This is a genomic window from Corynebacterium sp. 20-84 (assembly GCF_053479455.1).
In genome coordinates this window covers 24,277-38,966 of sequence record NZ_JBRBCB010000010.1, presented here as the reverse complement: position 1 = coordinate 38,966, position 14,690 = coordinate 24,277, and the positions used below count along the sequence as shown (strand labels likewise).

The window sequence follows — 14,690 nt, the reverse complement described above, 5'->3', positions numbered from 1 at the left end:
CGTTGTGAATAGGTGTCCGGGAATAGGTATGTCGAAACGCTGTTAGGCCTGGCCCTCGAAGAGGGTGGTGACAGAGCCGTTCTCGAAAATCTCGTGGATCGTGCGCGCGAGCAGCGGGGCGATGGACAAAACCGTGAGGTTGCTCCAGCCTTCGGTGGACTGCGGCAGGGTGTCGGTGGTGATGACCTCCTCCGCGCCGCAGCTGGACAGACGCTCGCGGGCCGGGTCGGAGAAGACGCCGTGGGTGGTGGCGATGACCACGGAGCGGGCGCCGGCGTCCTTGAGCACGCCGACCGCGCCGGCGATGGTGCCGCCGGTGTCGATCATGTCGTCGAGCAGCACGCAGTCCTTGCCCTCCACGTCGCCGACGACGCGGTTGGAGACGACCTTGTTGGCCGCGTCGATGTCGCGGGTCTTGTGCACGAAGGCCATCGGTGCGTCGCCGAGCGTGTTGGCCCACTTCTCAGCGGTCTTCACACGGCCGGCGTCGGGGGAGACCACGACGAGGTTGTCCAGCGAGTACTTGGACTTGATGTAGTCCGTCAGGATCGGCATCGCGTGCATGTGGTCGACAGGGCCGTCGAAGAAGCCCTGGATCTGGTCCGTGTGCAGGTCGACGGAGACGATGCGGTCCGCGCCAGCGGCAGTGAGCAGGTCCGCGACGAGGCGCGCGGAAATCGGCTCGCGGCCGCGGTGCTTCTTGTCCTGGCGCGCGTACGGGTAGAACGGCAGGATCGCGGTGATGCGCTTGGCGGAGCCGCGCTTGAGCGCGTCGATCATGATGAGCTGCTCCATCAGCCACTTGTTCAGCGGCTGTGTGTGGGACTGCATGACGAAGCAGTCGGCGCCGCGGACGGACTCGTCGAAGCGGATGAAGATCTCGCCGTTGGCGAAGTCGCGTGCGGTGGTGGGCACGAGGTCGATGCCCAGCTCCTCGGCGACCTTCTCGGCCAGGTCCGGGTGGGCGCGGCCGGTGAAGACCTTGAGGTCCTTGTGGCTTTCGACTTTCTTACCGGTCATTGGTGGTGTCACCTTTCAGTTCACTCTCGCGTGCGCGCTGGGCAGCATCGGCCGCGTCCGTGCCGGGGCGGTTCTTTTCCACCCAGCCTTCGATGTTGCGCTGGTGTCCCTCCTTGACAGCAAGGGCGCCTGCGGGCACATCTTTAGTGACCACTGTACCCGCGCCGGTGTACGCCCCATCGCCGACGGTGACGGGAGCGACGAACATGGTGTCTGAGCCGGTACGGCAGTGGTCGCCGATGGTGGTGTGGTGCTTGTTCACGCCGTCGTAGTTCACGAAGACGCTGGATGCGCCGATATTGGATTCGCGGCCGACGGTGGCGTCGCCGATGTAGGTCAGGTGGGGGACCTTGGAGCCGTCGCCGATCTGGGCGTTCTTCGCCTCCACGAAGCCGCCGAGCTTGCCGCGGGCGCCGAGCTTCGTGCCCGGGCGGATGTAGGTGAATGGGCCGACGGTGGCTTCCGCGCCGACGACGCCGAGCTCGCCGTGGGTGCGCACGACGGAGGCGCGTTCGCCGACCTCGAAATCAGTCAGGGTGGTGTCGGGGCCGATGACGGCGCCGTCGCCGATGACGGTGGAGCCCCACAACTGAGTATTCGGGTGGATGATCACGTCTTTGCCGATCTCCACGTCGACGCCGATCCAGGTGGTGTCCGGGTCGACGACGGTGGCGCCGCCGCGCATGGCGCGCTCGACGAGGCGTCGGTTGAGCTCTTTGCCGGCGGCGGCGAGCTGGACGCGGTCGTTGACGCCGGCGAGCTCGCGTGCGTCGGGGGCGGTGAAGGCGGTGACGGTGCGGCCGTCGCTCACCGCGATGCCGAGTACGTCGGTGATGTACAGCTCGCCCTGCGCATTATCGGAGTTGATGCGGGTCAGCGCCTCGCGGAGCACAGCGCCGTCGAATGCGAACACGCCGGAGTTGACCTCGGTGACGGCGCGCTGTTCGTCGTCGGCGTCTTTCTCCTCGACGATTTCGCGCACGTTGCCGTCGCCGTCGCGGATGATGCGTCCGTAGCCCGTCGGGTCATCGAATTCGAGGGACAGCACGGTCACAGCAGCTTTCGCGCTTTCATGCTTATCGACGAGCGCCTCCAACGTCTCCGTCTGCAGCAGCGGAACGTCGCCATTGGTGACCACGACTGTGCCATCGAAATCCGGGATGGCGCCCAGGCCGATCTGCACCGCGTGGCCGGTGCCGTTTTGCTCTTCCTGGACTGCCTGGAGGATGGAGATCTGAATGTCCTCGGCGATCGCGTCGACGGCCGGGGAGACCTGGTCGCGCTGGTGCCCGACGACTGCGACGAGGTGGGCAGGCGTGAGTCCCGCCGCCGCATGCAGCGAGTGAGACAGAAGACTGCGCCCGCCGATTTCGTGGAGGGTCTTTTGCGTCGTCGACTTCATGCGGGTTCCGGCGCCGGCGGCCAGGACGACGACGGCGCACTCGGAATGGGTTGCCACGCTTGGGTTCTCCTTAAAGATTCCGGGATTTTTCGTGGACCAGCTTAACGCCTAGTCCGCTCCAGCAGAGACATCACGCAGATTCCACGCGCCGACGACACCGATATAGCCGATGACCGCGAGGAAGATCAACGCAGCTTGCGTGCCGAAGCTGGCCACGACCGAGGACACCGCGCCCACGACCAGCAAGACGATGCCCATGACTGTGTTGGAAACACCGGTGATCAGTGTGCGGTTGTCGCCTGTGGCCATGTCCACCAAGTAGGTCTTGCGGCTCACGCGCACCGTCGTGTGGGCGAGGTTGACCAAAAAGAAGCCGGCAGGCATGACCCACGCGTTGATGTCGGCCGGCGCGTAACGTGCGCTGAGCACCAGCAGAACCAGCACGGTCGAGGCCGCGCCGGCCGCCCATCCCATCGCGTTCTTGGAGGATTTATCCGACCATTTTCCGGAGACACGCCCGCCGAGCAATGCCGCGCCGCCGGAGGCGATGATGAACGCGCCCAGGCCCGTCAGGTCCGAGCCCTGTTCTTGGGCGAGCACGACGATGAATGGCGTTGACAATGCCGTGACGAGCATCAGTGAGCGCACCACGAGGAATTTCTGCAGATCCTTATCTCCGGTGACCAGCGGCCACATTTCGTTGAAGCCATGGCTGGCTGCGTTGTCGTCCGGATCGGATTCCGGTTCCTTGATTCCAGTGAAGACCAGCGAGGCGAATGCCCACGTGGACGCACCGACACCGAGCAGCAGCACGAGGATCCAGCGCGGGAGGTCGTTCGGCAGGAATGTCAGAGCTAAACCGACCGCCAGGGTGAATCCGCCGCCGAGTGCGGTTGCACGCCCGGTGATATCGCCGCGATGCCCCTTCGAGATCGTGCGTCCCTCCACGTCCTTGCCGGCGATCGAACAGACCGCGCGGAATATCGCCTGGATCCCGAGGAGAACCAGCACGGCGATACCGAGCGCGGCACCATTCAAGAACATGGCCACCACCGCGATGAGCGCCGCCGCGATGAACTGCCCCCACGAACCGATCAACCACACTTTCTTGCGGGAGGCAGCCGATGTCACCCACGGGCTGAGCGCGAATTGGGGGAGCATCGAGCCGGACTCGCGGATCGGCACCAGAAACGAGGTGAAAGCAGCGGGAACGCCCGCAGCGGTGAACAACCACGGCAGCACGGTCTTCGGCGCAACGACCTGGTCGCCGATATTTTGTAGGCCGTTCGACCAGATGAACCGGCGCGCATTGTGCTCTTCATGCGGCATGGGGGAAGACATAACTCGGATAGTAGGGTCGAATCAGTACACCAGCGAACTGGGAAGGCAGTGAAGCCAATGAGTGGTACGAAAGATTCGACACGACCGTTGCCGATTCCGTCGCTGCACGAAGGAACGCTCAACGGCAATGTGCGCAGCTTCGAGCTGACAGCCCAAGAGGGCGAGTACGAGATCCTGCCGGGCACCACGACGAAGACGTGGGGTGTCAACGGCCCGTTCCTCGGCCCGACTCTGTACATGCGCCGCGGCGAGAAAATCGACATGACGGTGCACAACGAGCTGCCCGAGCCCACCGTCGTGCACTGGCACGGCCTGCACCTGCCGGTCACGGCGGACGGGGGACCGGCGCTCATGTTCGACCCGGGTAAGTCGTGGTCGCCGTCGTGGAACGTCGAGCAGCCAGCGTCGACATGCTGGTACCACCCGCACCCGCACGGCGAGTCCGCCATCCAGGCGTACCGCGGGCTCGTCGGGGGCATCGTGCTTGACGACGACACCGCCGCTTCCATCCCCGGCCTGCCCCGCGAGTATGGGGTGGACGACATCCCCCTGATCATCAGGGACGCCAATTTCGACGGTGACGGTCAATTCGATGCTGACAACGGTTGGCTCGGTGACACCCTGATCGTCAACGGGATCACCAACCCCCGCTTTGAACCGACCACCCGCCGGCTGCGCTTGCGCATTCTGAACGGTTCGACGATGCGCTTTTTACACCTGTCCCTGGGCGTTCCTTTCACGATCGTGGCGACCGATCAGGGTTTGCTCGAGTCCCCGGTCACAGCTGAGTCGATCACGCTGACATCTGGCGAGCGCGTGGAGATCGTCGTGGATCTGCAACCAGGCACGGACCTGGTCCTGCGCAGCGGAGAACTGCCGAACTACGCGGGCCTACCGGATGAGGACACCGCAGACACATTCGGAGTTACCGACACCTTCGATGTCCTCCAGATCGCCGCGCCGCCGGAGGGCGCGCCGGAATACCCGGACCTTCCAGAGACCCTCGTCGAATTCGAAGAACCCGAAATTCCCACTGTCGAGCGTGAATTCCGCCTGAAGGACATGGAGATCAACGGCAAGAAGATGGACATGTCCCGCGTCGACGAGGTCGTGGACCACCGCGGCCCGGAGATCTGGCGGGTCACCAACGAAAACCCCGACAAGCTGCACAACTTCCATATCCACAACGCGAGGTTCCTCGTGCAAGAAGTCGAGGGCGGCACCATCGACTTCACGGCTGGCTGGCACGACACGATCGACGTGCCGCCCGGAGCGACAGTCACATTGCTGGTGGAGATGGGCTACTACCCGGACCCGAGCCTGGCGTACATGTACCACTGCCACATGCTCAACCACGAGGACCACGGAATGATGGGCCAGTTCGTCATTGTCGAACCGGGTCAGCAGCCGAATTTGCGCACCGAGAGTTAGAAACGGAGAACCACAGTGCAAAGGGAATTTGGACGACGGACCTTCTTCAAAGGCATGCTTCTCGCCACCGCGGCGACAGCTGCCGCGTGCGCTGGACCCGGCGGCGTTCGCTTCCGCCAACCCACACCCGAGGGCGCGAAGGAGGACTACCGCGATCTTCCTATTCCGGAGCTCTACGAAGGTGAGCTGGATGGTGGCACCCGTAAATTCGAGCTCACCGCGCAGACTGGTCAGGCGGAGATCCTCCCCGGTACAACGACCGACACGTGGGGCTTCAACGGGGCGTGGCTCGGCCCGACGCTGTACATGCGCCGCGGCGAGCACATTGAAATGACAGTGCGTAACGACGTCACCGAGCCCACTGTCGTCCACTGGCACGGACTCCACCTGCCCGCGGCTGCCGACGGTGGGCCTGCGCTCATGTTCGACCCCGGCGAGAGCTGGGAGCCGTCGTGGGACGTGGATCAACCAGCTGCGACGTGCTGGTACCACCCGCACCCGCATAATGTCTCTGGCTTGCACGCCTACCGCGGTCTCGCTGGCGGCATTGTCGTCGCTGACGATGAATCTGACGCGCTCGACTTGCCCCGTGAATACGGTGTCGACGACATTCCCGTCATCATCACCGACGCGAAATTCCGTCAAAGCGGCAGCCTCGACGAGACCTTCGACCCCGACTACGGGTTACTGGGGGACACGCCGGTGATCAATGGCATCACCAAGCCGCAGTTCACGGCGACCACGCGCCGGGTGCGCCTGCGCCTTGTCAACGGCACGACGATGCGTTTCCACCACCTCGTCGTGGGCAAGCCCTTCCACGTCATCGCCACCGACCAAGGCTTGCTGGACAAACCGGTCGAAGTCGACGGCATTCTGCTCAGCCCCGGCGAGCGTGCCGAGATCCTCGTCGACCTCGAGCCTGGCGAGGAGCTCATGCTGCGCAGCGACGGCGTCCCCGACGGCGGCGGCCTGCCCAAAGAGGAGACCGCCAACGGATTCGGTCTCCGCGATACCTTCGACCTGCTGAAGATCACCGGGCCAGAAGACAATGCCCCGCAGGTGGGGGAGGTGCCGGGGAAGCTGGCGGGCGTCGATAAGCCTGATGCCTCTGGTGCTGTCGAGCGTGAGTTCGCGCTGAGCGGATTCGAGATCAACGGACAGAAAATGGACATGGAGCGCGTCGACATCGTCATCGACCACGATGGCCCCGAAATCTGGCGGGTGACCAACGAGAACGCCGATTGGCCGCACAATTTCCACATCCACAACGCGCGGTTCATGGTCGAGTCCGTCGTGGGTGGCGACGTGGCGTTCACCGCTGGCTGGCACGACACGATTTATGTGCCGCCGATGTCGACTGTGACCCTGCTCGTCGAATTCGGGCACTACCCGGACCCGAGCCTGGCGTACATGTACCACTGCCACATGCTTTACCACGAGGACCAGGGAATGATGGGCCAATATGTCATCGTCGAACCGGGGCAGCAGCCCGCGCTCGGGAAGCACGAGCACTAGCGTCTTTGCAGCGCACCGCCACCAAAACTAGTTTATTCTGGCCGCATGGCTACCTTCGAAGAAGACTACACCGGCAAGAACATCCGCTTCACCCACGACGACAAGGAATACACCGGCCGCCTGAACCGCCAGGAGCGCTTCAGCGACGACGAAGACGATATCTGGATCGACCTTCCGGAAGGCGACAACATTCGTCTCCGTCTGCGCCGTAATACCAACCTGGACCTGCTCGACTAGCACTCGTTTCAAGCCCAGCTCCCCGGGGAGCTGGGCTTTTCTTTTGCCCCGATTATTCGAAGGCTATGTGCACTCCGTCATGTGGTCGAGGAGTTCATCAGGGGCGCCTTCTTTGCGCAGCCTGTCGTGGTCGTAGCAGGGATAGCCGCTGATCTCTTGGGTGCCGTCGTACTTGATAGAAGTCCACGTGCCGTCGATGAAGTGGAAGCCGCGGGTGTCGTCGGTGCCACCCGCTGCAGCTTTCGCCCACTCGCCGTCGCAGAAGGAGACGATTGTCTCGAAAGGCGTAGGCCAACCGTCAACGACCTCGTCGAAGGCTTCCGGCTCGCACGATCCCTTGGCCTGGGTGTCTTCCTTGTCGTCGCTCGCGTCGGCGCCGGCGCCTGCGTCATAGGCGCCGTCGGTGAACTCGCGGTAGAAGTCCAGCGCTGGTCCGGAACGGGCCAGGCCGATCTCGCCTTCGATGTCGTCCCATTCAGTGGCGGTGTAGGTGAGCTTGCCGGTGAGCGTCTCGTCGGCGGAGGTGAATTCCGCCTCGCCCTTCTTCTCGTCGCCTCCGGTGAAGTGCCACGTGCCGCCGCTTTCGCAGTCACCGACGGTGATCTTCTCTGTCTTGGTCACGTTGTCGACGTGCTCGAGCACGCCGTAGCAGCCGCGCTCCGGGTAGGTCACGGTGAACACGTTGGCCTCGCGGGAGCCGCGGAAGATGGCCTTCTCGGTGCGCTTGTTCTCCGAGTCGTCCTTATCGGTCCATTCGATGGTGGCGAGCTCGCGGACACCGTCGTCCGGGAATTCGATGTCGTCGGGCCCGGCGTCGGGGGCGTTCGGGTTCAAGCCGACCTCGCCAGCATTATTCTCCATCGGAGTCTGAGGCAGCTCCGCGGAAGAGGTGGCGCCGTCGGGGGTGGTGTAAGAAACCTCCATGGCGTCTTCGTCGCCCTTCGGCTCGAAGGTCCATTCGGTGCCATTGTCGCCGTCGCCGTGGACAATCTCTTCGCTGTAGGTGTTGTCGCCGGTCCGGGTGAGCTTTGAGTGACGCTTCAAGGTGGGGGAGGTTAGTTCGCCGGTCTCGCCGCCGTCGTGGAAGCGGACGACTAAGACGACGGGGACGGCGTCGTCGATAAGCCCGTCTGCTTTGTCGATGGTGCCGCTGAAACGCGACTCGTTGAACGGCTGAGCGATGTCGTCGCTCGAGCCGAATAGGCCGCTGCGCTTCGCGATCACACCACCAATCACTGCGAGAATCAAAAGCAGAACAGCCAGAACGGCAAACAGAATCTTGTTGGTGCGTGACACGGGGGAAATGAGGTCTTTCTAGTCGGTCGAAGTCAGGTGGGCATCAGTACGGCTGGCACCCTGCACGGTGTAGCTGACATCCATGCCGTCGTCCGCGGGGATGAATGTCCACGTGACATTCTTGACCCCGTGCTCGAGGATCGGTGCCTCGGAGTAAATCCGTTTCTTATTCGTTTGCTTCTTGTCCACGTCGACCCGCAGCGCCCTGCTGTCCCGACCCGTGGTGAGCGTGGTGCTGTTCTCCGTGAATGTCACGCCGATCTTCGTATTCTCCCCGTCCGCGCCGGGCGGCCATTTGATCATGCCTTCGTAGTTGCCGATGAACTCATCCGGGACTTCGGCCGGATCGTCGGACGAATCGCCCTCGTCCTTTTCGTCCTTGTCGCCCTTGTCTTTGTCCTTCTCGTCTTTATCGTCGTCCTTCTCGTCGGACTTGTCTTCCTTGTCGACCTGCTCGTTGTCGCTCTTTTCTTCTTCTTGCTGCTCTTGGGTCGCGGCTGTCTCTTCTTTCGCCTTGGGCGAATCGTCGGCATCCTGGCCGCGCGCCGCGAACACGACGAGCGCCACCAGGGTGCCCAGGATGAGCAGTAGGACGATGAGGATGGTCAGGAGGGCCTTGTTACGTGTTGTCATAATCACTCGCAAACGATCAATTTGTCGATGAATTCTTCGGGGGCGTCCATGTCGCGGAGCTTATCTGGATCGTGGCACTGATGGCGGGTCTCACTCGTCCGTCCATCTCTTTCCAGCACTTCCCATTTTCCGTCAACGAGGTGGAAATCGCCGATGATATCCGAGCCCGAGACACCCGCTACGGCCCAGGACCCGTCGCAGTAAACGACCGTTGTGGATTCGGCTTCCCATCCTTCGACGAGGTCGGCAAACTCGGACGGATCGCAGGAGCCCTTCGCCTCGGTCGCGGTGTCGCCGTCGCGGCCGGTGAAGGAGCGGTAGTAGTCCAGGACCGGCCCGGAGCGGGCGATGCCGATCTCGCCGTCGATGGTCTCCCACTCGCTGTGGCGGAAGTTCAAAGAGCCGGTGAGTTTTCCGTCGGGGGAGGTGTATTCGGCGGTGCCGGCGCTGGGATCGCCTCCAGTGATTTTCCATGTGCCGCCGCTTTCACAATCGCCGACGGTAATGTTTTCGACACGGTTGTGGGGGTCAGTGCTATCGATAGTGCCGTAGCAGCCGCGTCCGGGGTAGGTCACGGTGTGGATCGTGGCGTCTTGAGAGATGCGGAAGATGACCTCGTCGGAGATGTTCTTCGACGGGTCGTCGGCGTGAACCAATTCGATGGGCCCGGTACTGCGCGCGGAGTGCTCGGGGAATTCAATCCCGTCGGGCTCGGCGCCGGCGACCTCGGGGTTGATGCCGACTTCGCCGGAGGTCTCCTCCGGGTCGGTCTGGGGGAGTTCGGCGGAGGCGGTGGCGCCGTCGGGGGTGGTGTAGGAGACGTCCATGGTGTCGTTCTCGCCAGGTTCGAAGGTCCACTCGACGCCGCTGTCGCCAGCGTCGACGTCCTCGCCGTGAACGATGTCCTCACGGTAGGTGTAGTCGTCGGTCCGCGTCAGGGTGGAGTGGCGCTTCAAGGTGGGGGAGGTCAGTTCGCCGGTCTCGCCGCCGTCGTGGAAGCGGACGACTAAGACGACGGGGACGGGGTCGGCGGCGTCGATAAGCCCTTCTGCTTTCTCGATCGTGCCGGAATAGCGCGTCTCGTTGTACGGCTGGGCGATGTCGTCGTTCGAGCCGAATAGGCCGCTGCGCGCGACGATGGCGCCGCCGATGACCGCCGCAATGAGAAGCAGCACAGCGAGGACTGCAAGGAGGATCTTGTTCGTCTTCGTCACAGGTTTAGGGTAGCTGGCTCACACCTTGCGCACACGAAGACGGAGGGGAATTCGGTTCGCGCGAGCCATGCGGTAAGCTTTTGACCGTCTTTCCCCATGGTGTAATTGGCAACACTACGGTTTTTGGTACCGTCATTCTAGGTTCGAGTCCTGGTGGGGAAGCTTTTTTATCGCCCGGACTATGTTCTACCCAGGGGGTTCGATGGCTGACCAGCCGCAGAATGTTCCGATGCTCGCCGGGCTGCTCACCCAGGCGATGACCGACCCGAAGCTGAAGGGTCTGCGCAAGCGGGTGGGGGAGCCGTCGCTGCATGTCACGGGCATTGACCAGGTGCGTCCGTGGGCGGCCGCGACAATCGCGCGCGAAACGCCCGTGCTGCTCGTCACGGCGACAGGACACGAGGCGGAGGATCTCGCGGCGGAGCTTGGTGCGTTGCTCGGCGCGGAGAAGGTCGCGTTGATGCCGTCGTACGAGACGTTGCCGCACGAGCGCCTGTCGCCCGCCGCGGACATCGTGGGCCGCCGCAACAAGGTGCTGCACGAGCTTGCGGAAACATCGGTGGTGGTCGCGTCCGCGCGCGCGACGTGCCAGCCGGTGCTGCCTGCGGTCTCGCCGATCGTCGTCGAGCACGGCGAGGAGTACGACTTCGAAGATCTCACCGCATCGCTCACGAGCTTCGCGTACGACCACGTGGACATGGTCTCGGGCCGCGGCGAATTCGCCACGCGCGGCGGCATCATCGACGTCTTCCCGACCACGGCCGAGCACCCCATCCGCATCGAATTTTGGGGCGATGAAGTCACGGACCTGCGCACATTCGCCGTCGCGGACCAGCGCACCATCGACGATATCGCGCGCGTCGAGCTTCATCCCGCGCGCCAATTGCTTATCGACGAAAGCGTTAAGTCCGCTGCTGCCTCCCTCATCGAGGCCCACCCCGGCAACCGGACCCTGGTGGAGCTGCTGACCCGCATTTCCGACGGGTCGTACGCCGATGGCATGGAAGCGCTTATTCCGGCGCTGACGGAATCGTCGTACGCCGTGCTACCGGAGCTCATGCCGTCCGGATCTGTAGTGCTGGTGACCTCGCCGGAAAAGGTCCGCACCCGTATCTCCGACCTGCAGGCCACCGACCATGAATTCCTCGAGGCCGGCTGGGAAGCTGCCGCGATGGGCGCGGATGGCCCTGTCGCCGCCGAGGGCCTGGATGTGTCGGCGAGTTCATACCGTTCGTTTGAGTCCCTCGAGATCTCCGCCCGCGAGGCGGGCAATGCTTGGTGGACGTTCGCGCCGCCCGGCATGTTCGCCGACGGTGAAGACGATTCAGCGACGCTGCCGCTCGAATTCGAGCCGGCACCCGCACCGAAAGGCGACCCGAAGCAGATCGAAGCGCTCTACGGCCAGGTGAAGATGCACCTGCAGAACGGCGGCCACGCCGCCTTCGCCGCACCGGCAAAGGGAACCGTGGACCGGATGGCGGAGCGCCTACGCGAAAACGGCATTTCCGCGCGCGTGGCGACCCCGGGTCTCGAGCCCGTCGACGGCCAAGTCACTCTCTACCAGGCCTTGTCGCATGCCGGTCTGACCTTCCCCGGCCCGGGCTTAGTCGTATTCACCGAGACCGACGTGACCGGCAACCGCGTGGGTGACATTGCAGGAGCCAAGCGCCGTGCCCCGCGCCGCCGCAACCGCGTCGACCCGCTGGCGCTCAAGCCCGGCGACTACGTCGTTCATGACACGCACGGCATCGGCCGCTTCGTGAAGATGGCCGAGCGCACCATCGGCACCGGCGACGACTCCTCGCGCCGCGAGTACATCGTCCTCGAGTACCAGCCGGCGAAGCGCGGCCAGCCCGCTGACCAGCTGTGGGTACCCATGGAATCGCTCGACCTGCTGAGCAAATACTCCGGCGGCGAGCAGCCGAGCCTGTCCAAAATGGGCGGTTCCGACTGGAAGAACACCAAGAAGAAGGCGCGCGCGGCAGTCCGCGAGATCGCGGGCGAGCTCGTGCAGCTCTACGCCAAGCGCGCGTCTGCCCCCGGCCACGCTTTCGCCGCGGACTCGCCGTGGCAGATCGAGATGGAGGACAATTTCCCCTTCGTCGAGACGGAAGACCAGATGGCCGCCATCGAGGCAGTGAAGTCCGACATGGAAAAGCCCACCCCGATGGACCGTGTGATCGTTGGTGACGTCGGCTTCGGCAAGACCGAGGTGGCTGTCCGCGCCGCGTTCAAGGCGGTCCAGGACGGCAAGCAGGTCGCGGTGCTCGTGCCGACGACGCTGCTCGCGCAGCAGCACTACACCACGTTCTCGCAGCGCATGGACGGCTTCGGGGTGGATATCCGCGAACTGTCGCGCTTCACCACAGCAGCCGACGCGAAGAAGATCATGAAGGGGCTCGCCGACGGATCGGTGGACATCGTCGTGGGCACGCACCGTCTTCTCCAGACAGGCGTGCAGTGGAAGAACCTGGGCCTCATCGTCGTGGACGAGGAGCAGCGTTTCGGTGTCGAGCACAAGGAGCACATCAAGGCGCTCAAATCGCACGTCGACGTTCTCACCATGACCGCTACCCCGATCCCGCGCACCCTCGAGATGTCGCTGACCGGCATCCGCGAGATGACATCGATCACGACTCCGCCGGAAGACCGCCACCCGGTGCTCACCTACGTGGGCCCGCAGGAAGACAAGCAGGTCGCCGCCTCGATTCGCCGCGAACTGCTTCGCGACGGCCAAGTCTTCTACATCCACAACAAGGTCTCCGACATTGAGAAGACTGCCCGCCACCTGCGCACCCTTGTCCCTGAAGCGCGCATCGTCGTCGCCCACGGCCAGATGGGGGAGCAGCTCCTCGAGCAGACGGTGCAGGGCTTCTGGAACCGCGATTTCGACGTCCTCGTCTGCACCACCATCGTGGAGACCGGCCTGGACATCGCCAACGCGAACACCCTCATCGTCGAGAACGCCCAGAATATGGGCTTGAGCCAGCTGCACCAGCTACGCGGCCGTGTGGGCCGTTCCCGCGAACGCGGCTACGCCTACTTCCTGTACCCCAAAGACAAGGTGCTCACCGAGACCTCCTACGACCGCCTGGCCACCATCGCCCAGAACAACGACCTCGGCGCGGGCATCGCCGTCGCGCAGAAGGACCTGGAGATGCGCGGTGCCGGCAACGTCCTCGGTGCCGAACAGTCCGGCCACATCGCCGGTGTCGGCTTCGACATGTACGTCCGCCTCGTCGGCGAGGCAGTGGAGACCTTCAAGGCGCTCATGTCCGGCGAGGTCGTCGACGCCACCGACCAGGGCCCGAAGGAGATCCGCATCGACCTGCCTGTCGACGCGCACATCCCCGAGTCCTACATCAACTCCGAGCGCCTCCGCCTGGAGAGCTACCGCAAGCTCGCCGCCGCCCGCGACGATGCCGAACTCGCCCACGTCTCCGACGAGCTCGTCGACCGCTTCGGCGAGATGCCCGAGGAAGTCCAGCGCCTCTTCGCCGTCGCGCGCCTGCGCCACCAGGCCCGCCGCGCCGGCGTCGCCGACATCACGATGCAGGGCACCCGCCTGAAATTCCACCCGGTGGACATGCCCGATTCCAAGCAGGTGCGCCTCAAGCGCCTCTACCCGGGCTCCAATTACCGCGCCGCCGCCAAGGCCGTCCAGGTCCCGTTCCCGCGCGAAGGCGGAGCCAAAAAAGCGCTCAATGCGCCCAACCTGCGCGACGAGGAGCTGTTGCAGTGGATCGCGGACTTTGTGAGCGAGATGTTCGACGTGGAGGAGATCGACGTGCGGGGAGCGGGCGTCGATAAGCCTGCGAAAAAGCGCGTCTTTTCCGTCAGCGAGTGATGATGAGCGGCATCACCAACAACATTGTCGTGCTCCACGTCAGGTGCACGGCGATGGGGGAGTAGAGACGTCCGCTCCGCGAAGCCTCGTAGAAGCACACCGCGCCGAGCACGCCCGCCGCGAAAACGAGCAGCGGCACGCCCATCGCGACTGTGACAGCGCAGTAAATCAGCGTGGACACGATTCCCACACCGAGCTCCGCGAACCGCCCCCGAAGTTGCTTCGGCACGGCGTCGCGGTAGACGAGCTCCTCGCCGATGCCGTTGATCACGAGCACCGCGAGCGTGGGTACCCACCCGCCCGCCTGCGGCATGCTCAACAGCTCCTCGACAGGCCCGGCGAGTAACGGAATCCGGCGCACGACAAGCGCCCCGCCCATGAACACCAGGGCCAACACCGCACCGATGCCGGCGCCGCGCGCAATATCCGCGCCCGCGGGACCTGTGAACGCCGAGCGGTCACCCCACATCCACCACGCCGCCGCGTATACCGTGGCTGTGACCACCGTGAGCGCGTAGAAAACCGACGTGCCGTCACCCGCCTGCCGAGCAAAGAACAGCCCCAGCGCGCCGATCACGCACGAAAGGAGGAGCGGCCACAGGGAAGCAGAACGAGTCGTCATGATGGAGCAATTATATGGACGCGGGGGGCCGTGCCGTACACTCATTGACCATTACGCCCCTATAGCCCAATTGGCAGAGGCAGTCGACTTAAAATCGATTCAGTCAGGGTTCGAGTCCCTGTGGGGGCACTA

Annotated in this window: 11 protein-coding genes and 1 tRNA gene; 5 read left to right on the top strand and 7 right to left on the bottom strand. The window is 64.0% G+C overall.

Annotated elements, in window-relative coordinates:
• Positions 1-42: 42 nt before the first annotated feature.
• Genes ACUY2Y_RS08625 through ACUY2Y_RS08615 form a run of 3 tightly spaced genes read right to left on the bottom strand, consistent with a single transcriptional unit; the run spans position 43 to position 3,763 of the window.
• Complete coding sequence (locus ACUY2Y_RS08625) at positions 43-1,020, bottom strand: ribose-phosphate diphosphokinase (RefSeq protein WP_259902727.1); 978 nt, start codon at positions 1,018-1,020, stop codon at positions 43-45.
• Positions 1,010-2,479, bottom strand: a complete 1,470-nt coding sequence (gene glmU / locus ACUY2Y_RS08620; RefSeq protein WP_448325736.1) for a bifunctional UDP-N-acetylglucosamine diphosphorylase/glucosamine-1-phosphate N-acetyltransferase GlmU — start codon at positions 2,477-2,479, stop codon at positions 1,010-1,012. Before glmU ends, ACUY2Y_RS08625 begins: the two co-directional genes overlap by 11 nt.
• 51 nt (positions 2,480-2,530) lie before the next feature.
• Positions 2,531-3,763 carry an MFS transporter gene (locus tag ACUY2Y_RS08615; protein ID WP_448325735.1) on the bottom strand — a complete coding sequence of 411 codons (1,233 nt, stop codon included), beginning with the start codon at positions 3,761-3,763 and terminating at the stop codon, positions 2,531-2,533.
• A gap of 57 nt (positions 3,764-3,820) precedes the next feature.
• Between ACUY2Y_RS08615 and ACUY2Y_RS08610 the strand changes: the two genes are divergently transcribed.
• The 3 genes from ACUY2Y_RS08610 to ACUY2Y_RS08600 are packed head-to-tail and all read left to right on the top strand — an operon-like array spanning position 3,821 to position 6,946.
• Positions 3,821-5,194 carry a multicopper oxidase family protein gene (locus tag ACUY2Y_RS08610; protein WP_448325733.1) on the top strand — a complete coding sequence of 458 codons (1,374 nt, stop codon included), beginning with the start codon at positions 3,821-3,823 and terminating at the stop codon, positions 5,192-5,194.
• Between the two features lie 54 nt (positions 5,195-5,248).
• A complete protein-coding gene (locus ACUY2Y_RS08605; RefSeq protein ID WP_448325872.1) occupies positions 5,249-6,709 on the top strand; it encodes a multicopper oxidase family protein in 1,461 nt (486 codons plus the stop codon).
• 45 nt (positions 6,710-6,754) lie between these two features.
• Positions 6,755-6,946 carry a hypothetical protein gene (locus tag ACUY2Y_RS08600; protein WP_210573100.1) on the top strand — a complete coding sequence of 64 codons (192 nt, stop codon included), beginning with the start codon at positions 6,755-6,757 and terminating at the stop codon, positions 6,944-6,946.
• 63 nt (positions 6,947-7,009) lie between these two features.
• Here ACUY2Y_RS08600 and ACUY2Y_RS08595 read toward each other — a convergent pair whose 3' ends face one another.
• From ACUY2Y_RS08595 to ACUY2Y_RS08585, 3 genes are read right to left on the bottom strand one after another with little or no spacing between them, the layout of a single operon-like run.
• The gene (locus ACUY2Y_RS08595; RefSeq protein WP_448325731.1) at positions 7,010-8,242 is read right to left on the bottom strand and encodes a hypothetical protein; all 1,233 of its coding nucleotides are present in this window, start codon (positions 8,240-8,242) and stop codon (positions 7,010-7,012) included.
• A gap of 18 nt (positions 8,243-8,260) precedes the next feature.
• Positions 8,261-8,875 (bottom strand): hypothetical protein, encoded by a 615-nt coding sequence (locus ACUY2Y_RS08590; RefSeq protein ID WP_448325729.1) that lies wholly within the window; start codon positions 8,873-8,875, stop codon positions 8,261-8,263.
• A gap of 2 nt (positions 8,876-8,877) precedes the next feature.
• Complete coding sequence (locus ACUY2Y_RS08585; RefSeq protein ID WP_448325727.1) at positions 8,878-10,089, bottom strand: hypothetical protein; 1,212 nt, start codon at positions 10,087-10,089, stop codon at positions 8,878-8,880.
• Positions 10,090-10,318: 229 nt separating this feature from the next.
• Here ACUY2Y_RS08585 and mfd point away from each other — a divergent pair, with 229 nt between their 5' ends.
• Positions 10,319-13,936 (top strand): transcription-repair coupling factor, encoded by a 3,618-nt coding sequence (gene mfd, locus ACUY2Y_RS08580; RefSeq protein ID WP_448325870.1) that lies wholly within the window; start codon positions 10,319-10,321, stop codon positions 13,934-13,936.
• On the opposite strand, the gene ACUY2Y_RS08575 is transcribed toward mfd, so the two are convergent.
• Positions 13,926-14,558 (bottom strand): CPBP family intramembrane glutamic endopeptidase, encoded by a 633-nt coding sequence (locus tag ACUY2Y_RS08575; RefSeq protein WP_448325725.1) that lies wholly within the window; start codon positions 14,556-14,558, stop codon positions 13,926-13,928. The two genes, mfd and ACUY2Y_RS08575, sit on opposite strands and share 11 nt — an antisense overlap.
• A gap of 55 nt (positions 14,559-14,613) precedes the next feature.
• Here ACUY2Y_RS08575 and ACUY2Y_RS08570 point away from each other — a divergent pair.
• A tRNA-Leu gene (locus tag ACUY2Y_RS08570) sits at positions 14,614-14,687 on the top strand.
• Positions 14,688-14,690: the final 3 nt, after the last annotated feature.

Excerpts from the sequence above, each read along its gene's own strand:
- ACUY2Y_RS08625 (WP_259902727.1), bottom strand. The coding sequence starts at position 1,020 with ATGACCGGTAAGAAAGTCGAAAGCCACAAGGACCTCAAGGTCTTCACC.
- ACUY2Y_RS08615 (WP_448325735.1), bottom strand. The coding sequence starts at position 3,763 with ATGTCTTCCCCCATGCCGCATGAAGAGCACAATGCGCGCCGGTTCATC.
- ACUY2Y_RS08610 (WP_448325733.1), top strand. The coding sequence starts at position 3,821 with ATGAGTGGTACGAAAGATTCGACACGACCGTTGCCGATTCCGTCGCTG.
- ACUY2Y_RS08605 (WP_448325872.1), top strand. The coding sequence starts at position 5,249 with ATGCTTCTCGCCACCGCGGCGACAGCTGCCGCGTGCGCTGGACCCGGC.
- ACUY2Y_RS08600 (WP_210573100.1), top strand. The coding sequence starts at position 6,755 with ATGGCTACCTTCGAAGAAGACTACACCGGCAAGAACATCCGCTTCACC.
- ACUY2Y_RS08590 (WP_448325729.1), bottom strand. The coding sequence starts at position 8,875 with ATGACAACACGTAACAAGGCCCTCCTGACCATCCTCATCGTCCTACTG.
- mfd (WP_448325870.1), top strand. The coding sequence starts at position 10,319 with ATGCTCGCCGGGCTGCTCACCCAGGCGATGACCGACCCGAAGCTGAAG.
- ACUY2Y_RS08575 (WP_448325725.1), bottom strand. The coding sequence starts at position 14,558 with ATGACGACTCGTTCTGCTTCCCTGTGGCCGCTCCTCCTTTCGTGCGTG.